The following is a 6,421-nucleotide window of genomic DNA, read 5'->3' as shown; positions in this document are numbered from 1 at the left end:
CCAGCCCCAGCGCGCACAACCCCAGTCGCAGACGCATCCTGTTCCTCCGGCCTTCCAGTTGAACCGCGTCCCACGGGGACTTCGGATTCCTCGCACAAGGTGCGCGCCCGAGTCACGGAAGATGCTCCACCGTCGGGCCCGCGACTGTTGCCCAGCAGGCGTGGGCCCGGGGGAGGCTTGGCGCGCCGTTCCCCCTCCACCCGGTCGGCTTTGGAAGTTGGAAGGCCACCCGCCGAACTGCGTCCCCACGCCCGGACGTGTTGCGTATAGGGTCCGCCCGGCCGCGTCCCGGGCCACCCCTTCGAGCCCCCTCACTGGAGACTTGCGCCTCATGGCCCTCGACCTGACCTCCCTCCCGCGTCCCTCGCGCGACGACACCACCGTAGGCACCATGGTGCGTGGACTCGTGGGCAGTGAAATCCTCCGCATCGCCGCGGAGATCCGCGAACTGGTGGCGAAGGGCACGAAGGTCTGCAACCTCACCGTGGGCGACTTCAGTCCGAAGGAGTTCCCCATCCCGGACGGCCTGCGCACCCAGATTGGCGCCGCGCTCCAGGCGGGTGAGACGAACTACCCGCCCTCCGACGGCGTGCTGGAGCTGCGTCAGGCCGTGCAGCGCTTCTATGAGCGCTCCCTGGGGCTGAAGTACCCGCTGGAGGGCATCGTCATCGCGGGCGGAGCGCGGCCCATCATCTACGCTGCCTACCGCGCGGTGTTGGACCCGGGCGACGTCGTCGTCTACCCGGTGCCGTCGTGGAACAACAACCACTACGCCCACATGCTGGGTGCGAAGAGCGTGGTGGTGACCACCGACGCGGACTCCGGCTTCATGCCCACGCTGGCGCAGCTGGAGCCGCACCTGTCCACCGCGCGCATGCTCTGTCTGTGCAGCCCTCTCAACCCCACCGGCACCATGGTGGACCCGGCCGCGCTGCGCGCCATCTGCGAGCGCATCGTCCAGGAGAACCGCGCGCGCGAAGGCCGCGGCCAGAAGCCCCTCATCCTGATGTACGACCACATCTACTGGGTGCTCAGCTTCGGCGGCACGAAGCACGTGACGCCCGTGGAGCTGGTGCCGGAGATGGCGCCCTACACCGTGTTCGTGGACGGCATCAGCAAGGCGTTCGCCGCCACCGGCGTGCGCGTGGGCTGGGGCGTGGGCGCGCCCACCCTCATCGCCCGCATGCGCGACGTGCTGGGCCACGTGGGCGCCTGGGCCCCCAAGGCCGAACAGGTCGCCACCGCCCGCTACCTGGACGACACGCAGGCCACCGAAGCCTTCCTGAACAGCATGCGCGCGAGCGTGGACGCGCGCCTGGAAGCGCTCCACCGGGGCTTCGCGCGCATGAAGGATGCGGGCCTGCCGGTGCGCGCCATCGCGCCGCAGGGCGCCATCTACCTGTCCGTCCAGTTCGACCTGGTGGGCAGGGATGGGCTCACCACCAATGACGCCATCCGCAAGCGCCTCCTGGAGAAGGCCCGCTTCGCCGTGGTGCCCTTCCAGGCCTTCGGTCTGATGGAGGACACGGGCTGGTTCCGCCTCTCCGTGGGCGCCACCTCCGTCGCTGAAATCGAGGAGGCCCTGCCCCGCGTGGAGGCCACCGTGCGCGAAATCCTCGCAGGGAAATAGCGACTTTCCTCCCCAGGAATGCAGGTTGGGAATACCCTGCCAGAACCGCCGTTGAGGGCGCCGCCATCATGCTCAAGCGCTTCGTGGATGTCCGGGACGAGGAGGTGGGGGCGGTCCTCGGGTCGTTCATCTACTTCTTCACGCTGATGTGCGGCTACGCCATCCTGCGGCCCATCCGCAACGAGATGGGCACGGCGGGGGACGTGAAGCACCTGCCCTGGCTGTTCACGGTGACGTTCGTCGTGATGCTGCTGGCGGTGCCGGCGTTCTCCATGCTGGTGGCGCGCTATCCCCGGCGCGTCGTGGTGCCGCGCGTCTACCGCTTCTTCCTGCTCAACCTGCTGGCCTTCTTCGTGCTGCTGAAGTTCGGCGTGGCGAAGGAGGGCGTGGCGCGTGCCTTCTACGTCTGGCTGAGCGTCTACAACCTGTTCGTCGTCTCCATCTTCTGGAGCTTCATGGCGGACGTGTTCGCCAGCGACCAGGGCAAGCGGCTCTTCGGCTTCATCGCCGCGGGCGGCACCACGGGGATGATCGTCGGTCCGTTCCTGGTAGGGCGGCTGGCGGAGGGCGTGGGGCCGGTGAACCTCATCCTCCTGTCCGCGGTGATGCTGGAGGTGAGCGCGCAGTGCGTGAAGCGCCTGGGCCGCTGGGCGCGGGATGTCCAGCACCAGCCCGCTACGCGCGAGGGGCCGGTGGGCGGCGGGATGCTCGCGGGGCTGCGGCTTTTGGTGACGTCGCCGTTCCTGCTCGCGCTGGGGCTCCAGGTGCTGCTGTACGCGGCGACCTCCACGTTCCTGTACTACCAGGAGGTTCAGCTGGTGGCGGGGATGGCGAAGGACGCGGCGGCGCGCACGGCGGCGTTCGCGGACATCGACTTCTGGGTGCAGGTCTTGACCCTGGGCTTGCAGACGCTGGTCACCGGGCGGGTGATCTCGAAGCTGGGGCTGGGCGTGGCCATGGCGGTGCCGCCGGTGCTCACCATGCTGGGCTTCGGCGTGCTCGCGTTCGCGCCGGTGCTCGCGGTGCTCATCGGCGTGAAGTCGCTGCGGGGCGCCAGCCACTACGCGCTGGAGCGCCCGTCGCGTGAAATCCTCTTCACCACCGTGGACCGTGAGGCCCGCTACAAGTCGAAGAGCTTCATCGACACGGTGGTGTACCGCGGCAGCGACACGGTGAGCTCGTGGATGCAGAGCGGCCTCACCGCCATGGGCCTGGGCATGACGGGCCTGTCGCTGGTCGCCGTGCCCATGGCGGCGCTGTGGCTCGCGGTGTCCCTGTACCTGGCGCGGCAGCAGCGCGTGCGCGCGCCTGAAGCACTCCCGCAGACGACCCTTCCCGGAGGAACCACGGCATGAAGTTGACCCGAAGAGGCGTGATTCAAGCAGCGGCTGCGTTGGGCGTGGCCCAGACCCTGGGCTGTGCGACGACCCCCAAGGCGGGGCCGGGGCCGGAGGCGGAGGACCCCAAGGGCAAGCCCCTGAGCATCCTCATCCTGGGCGGCACGCGCTTCCTGGGCCCGGCGCTGGTGGAGCGGGCCAAGGAGCGCGGCCACACCCTCACGCTCTTCAACCGCGGCAAGACGAACCCCGGCCTCTTCCCGGACGTGGAGAAGCTCCAGGGCGACCGCGACCCGAACAAGGGCGAGGGCCTCAAGGCGCTCCAGGGCCGCAAGTGGGACGTCGTCATCGACACGTCTGGCTACTTCCCGCGCCTGGTGAAGGCGTCCGCGGAGCTGCTGGCGCCCAACGTGGGCCAGTACGTCTTCATCTCCAGCATCTCCGTCTACAAGGAGCTGACGAAGGCGAACCTGGATGAGTCGGCCCCGGTGGCCACCATCGACGCCGCGGCGCCGGAGGAGATCACCGAGCAGAGCTACGGGGCCTTCAAGGCGCTCTGCGAGCAGGCCGCGGAGGCCGCCCTGCCGGGGCGCGCGCTCAACATCCGGCCCGGCTACATCGTGGGGCCGGACGACGGGTCGGACCGCTTCACCTACTGGCCGCTGCGCGTGGCGCGGGGCGGCGAGGTGCTGGCGCCCGGTGACGGCGAGGATCCGGTGCAGTTCATCGACGCGCGCGACCTGGCCGCGTTCATCATCCGGAACGTGGAGCGCCGCACGATGGGCGTCTTCAACGTCACCGGCCCCACGAAGCCCATCAAGATGCGCACCTTCCTGGAGAGCGTTCGCGAGGTGACGGGCGGCGACGCGCGCTTCACCTGGGTGGAGACGCCCTTCCTGGAGCAGCAGAAGCCGACGCCCATCCCGGAGATCCCCATCTGGGCGGCGCGCACCGGCGCGGAGGGCGGCCTGGGCCGCGTGAGCATCGAGCGCGCCCTCCAGGCGGGCCTCACCATCCGGCCCCTGGCGGACACGGTGCGCGACACGCTGGCGTGGTTCCACACCCTGCCTCCGGAGCGTCAGGAGAAGCAGCGCGCGGGCATCCCCGCGGACCGCGAGCGCGAGCTGCTCGCCGCGTGGCACCAGGCCAAGGGCACGGGCACCGCGAAGGCGGCGGAGTAGCGCCCGGGGCTGCCCGCTCGCCGGGTCTCCTGGCGTGCGGGCGGTGACTGAGAAGCAGGCGTGTTCCCGGGGTGCTGGCCGTTCGCGTCATACGGTCGCACCTTTTCCGCCATGGAACGCGACCAGGACAGCCGGCATCACGTCGTCATCGTCGGGGCGGGCTTTGGCGGGCTGGAAGCCGCGAAGGCCCTGGGCAAGGCACGCGACGTGCGGGTGACGGTGGTGGACCGCTACAACCACCACCTCTTCCAGCCGCTCCTGTACCAGGTGGCGACGGCGGTGCTGAATCCGGCGGACATCTCCGCGCCCATCCGCAGCGTGCTCAAGGCGCGCAACACGCAGGTGATGCTGGCGGAGGCGAAGGCGGTGGATGCCCGCCGCAAGGTGCTGCTCGTCGGAGGCGGTGAGATTCCGTACGACTCCCTGGTGGTGGCGACGGGCGCGGCGCACTCGTACTTCAAGCATCCGGAGTGGGCGCAGGTGGCGCCCGGCCTGAAGACGCTGGAGGACGCGGTGCGCATCCGCGAGCGCGTGCTGACGGCCTTCGAGGCGGCGGAGCGCGAGTCCGACCCCGAGCGTCAGCGCGAGTGGCTGACCTTCGTCATCATCGGCGCGGGGCCCACGGGCGTGGAGCTGGCGGGGGCGCTCGCGTACATGACGCGGCACTCGCTGCCGAAGGACTTCCGGCGCATCGACACGCGGCAGGCGCGCGTCATCCTCCTGGAGGGATTGCCCCGGGTGCTGACGGCGTATCCGGAGGACCTGTCCGAGGCGGCGAAGCGCGACCTGGAGCGGCTGCACGTGGAGGTGCGCACCGGGGCGATGGTGACGAGCGTGGACGCGGAGGGCGTCAACATTGGCGGGGAGCGCATCCCCACGCGCACGGTGCTGTGGGGCGCGGGCGTGGCGGCGTCCCCGCTGGTGCGTTCGTTGGAGGTGCCCCTGGACCGGGCGGGGCGGGTGAAGGTGGGGCCGCTGCTCACGGCGCCGGGCCACGACGACGTGTATGTGATTGGCGACGTGGCGGCGGTGGAGCAGCACGGCAAGCCGGTGCCGGGCATCGCGCCGGCGGCGATGCAGATGGGGCGGCACGTGGCGAAGACGGTGCGAAACCGGCTGGCGCACAAGCCGCTCCGGGCGTTCCGCTACCACGACAAGGGCAACTTCGCGGTCATCGGCCGGGGCTACGCGGTGGGCATGCTCTTCGACAAGTGGAAGATGCACGGAACGCCCGCGTGGCTCGTCTGGGCGGGCGTTCACATCGCCTACCTCATCGGCTTCCGCAATCGCCTGTCGGTGATGCTGAACTGGGGCTACACGTTCTTCACCAAGGGGGGCCGGGACATGCGGCTCATCACCGGCAAGGTGGCGCCCAGGATGCCCGTGCTGGATGCGGGGCCTTCCGTGCCCGCGGTGCCGGCGCTGCCGGTCTCGCGGACCGCGCCGGTGCACTGAGCTTCTTGCGCAAGCAGGTCCTCCCGGGAGTGGCGGAATCCGGGAGGACGGCTCAGGTGGTTTCATCCGTCAGCAGGACGGCCTCCTCGCCCCTGCCGTCGAGCAGCAACGCGAACTGCTCCGAGAAACGGGCGAGCGCGCTGTAGGTCGTCTTGAGTTCCACTGCCGCGGTATTGGCCGACTCCGGGCGCTCGGCGCGGTCCGTGCGGGTCGCGAGCCGGGCCCGGACGCCCAGGCTCCCTCGGGTATCGATGGGGTACGCGGAGATCGCGACGAAGACCTGGTTGGGCTTGTAGGCCTTGTCGGCTTCGTGGAAGGACCACGTTCCGCCCGCGATGCCTCGCCGCGCCTCCTCGCCCAGGGGGAAGGCGGTCAGCGCCGAGGCGAAGGCCCGGAGCTGCTCCAGGCTGAACCATGCGCTGCTCTCTCCCGAGAAGGCGCCGGAGCGGGCGCTCACCTGGAGCTCCGCCGTCCCATCCCCATCCTCGTCAGGAAGCAGCTTCAGCAGGAGCCTGTCGTTGCTCATCGTTCCAACCTTTTTTCCCGTACCTGCGGTGTGCCCTTGCGGGACGGGTCTTCTCGGTCCGGGATGACGCAGGAGGTTCAACCGGCTCGCTCCGGGATACGGAGCGTAGGGGTTGGCTTGGTGCTCGTCGGGGAGATTTTCCGTGGATCCGCTCCTTCATACGCGGCGGAGACGGAGCTTCCGGCTGCTCGCAGGGCCTGCGGGCGTTACGGAGGGGGACACGCGGGCCCTGGCCATGTCAGCCTGCCGCGATAAGGCAGGGTAGGGCCGTGGAGCGCGGGGTGCCCGACCC

5 protein-coding genes are annotated in these 6,421 nt (G+C 70.0%); 4 read left to right on the top strand and 1 reads right to left on the bottom strand.

Translation table 11 applies throughout. The annotated features are described in order from the left end of the window. Positions 1 to 331 precede the first annotated feature (331 nt). From D7X74_RS38160 to D7X74_RS38145, 4 genes are all read left to right on the top strand, one after another. Positions 332 to 1,630, top strand: coding sequence for a pyridoxal phosphate-dependent aminotransferase (locus D7X74_RS38160; protein WP_120537885.1), 1,299 nt, complete (start codon positions 332 to 334; stop codon positions 1,628 to 1,630). Positions 1,631 to 1,698: 68 nt separating this feature from the next. Beyond that, positions 1,699 to 2,985 carry an NTP/NDP exchange transporter gene (locus D7X74_RS38155; RefSeq protein WP_120537884.1) on the top strand — a complete coding sequence of 429 codons (1,287 nt, stop codon included), beginning with the start codon at positions 1,699 to 1,701 and terminating at the stop codon, positions 2,983 to 2,985. Further along, complete coding sequence (locus tag D7X74_RS38150) at positions 2,982 to 4,148, top strand: NAD-dependent epimerase/dehydratase family protein (protein WP_120537883.1); 1,167 nt, start codon at positions 2,982 to 2,984, stop codon at positions 4,146 to 4,148. The genes D7X74_RS38155 and D7X74_RS38150 overlap by 4 nt, the downstream gene beginning before the upstream one ends. Positions 4,149 to 4,259: 111 nt before the next feature. Then, positions 4,260 to 5,603, top strand: a complete 1,344-nt coding sequence (locus D7X74_RS38145; RefSeq protein WP_120537886.1) for an NAD(P)/FAD-dependent oxidoreductase — start codon at positions 4,260 to 4,262, stop codon at positions 5,601 to 5,603. Positions 5,604 to 5,655: 52 nt separating this feature from the next. Here D7X74_RS38145 and D7X74_RS38140 read toward each other — a convergent pair whose 3' ends face one another. Then, positions 5,656 to 6,129 (bottom strand): hypothetical protein, encoded by a 474-nt coding sequence (locus tag D7X74_RS38140; RefSeq protein ID WP_120537882.1) that lies wholly within the window; start codon positions 6,127 to 6,129, stop codon positions 5,656 to 5,658. Positions 6,130 to 6,421: the final 292 nt, after the last annotated feature.

Origin of the sequence: Corallococcus sp. CA047B (assembly GCF_003612065.1) — a bacterium.
GTDB lineage: Bacteria > Myxococcota > Myxococcia > Myxococcales > Myxococcaceae > Corallococcus > Corallococcus praedator.
The sequence above is the reverse complement of the archived record's forward strand: the minus strand, read 5'-3'. Positions and strand labels throughout refer to the sequence as shown.

Coding starts and splice junctions, on each gene's coding strand:
- D7X74_RS38160 (WP_120537885.1), top strand. CDS start 332: ATGGCCCTCGACCTGACCTCCCTCCCGCGTCCCTCGCGCGACGACACC.
- D7X74_RS38155 (WP_120537884.1), top strand. CDS start 1,699: ATGCTCAAGCGCTTCGTGGATGTCCGGGACGAGGAGGTGGGGGCGGTC.
- D7X74_RS38150 (WP_120537883.1), top strand. CDS start 2,982: ATGAAGTTGACCCGAAGAGGCGTGATTCAAGCAGCGGCTGCGTTGGGC.
- D7X74_RS38145 (WP_120537886.1), top strand. CDS start 4,260: ATGGAACGCGACCAGGACAGCCGGCATCACGTCGTCATCGTCGGGGCG.
- D7X74_RS38140 (WP_120537882.1), bottom strand. CDS start 6,129: ATGAGCAACGACAGGCTCCTGCTGAAGCTGCTTCCTGACGAGGATGGG.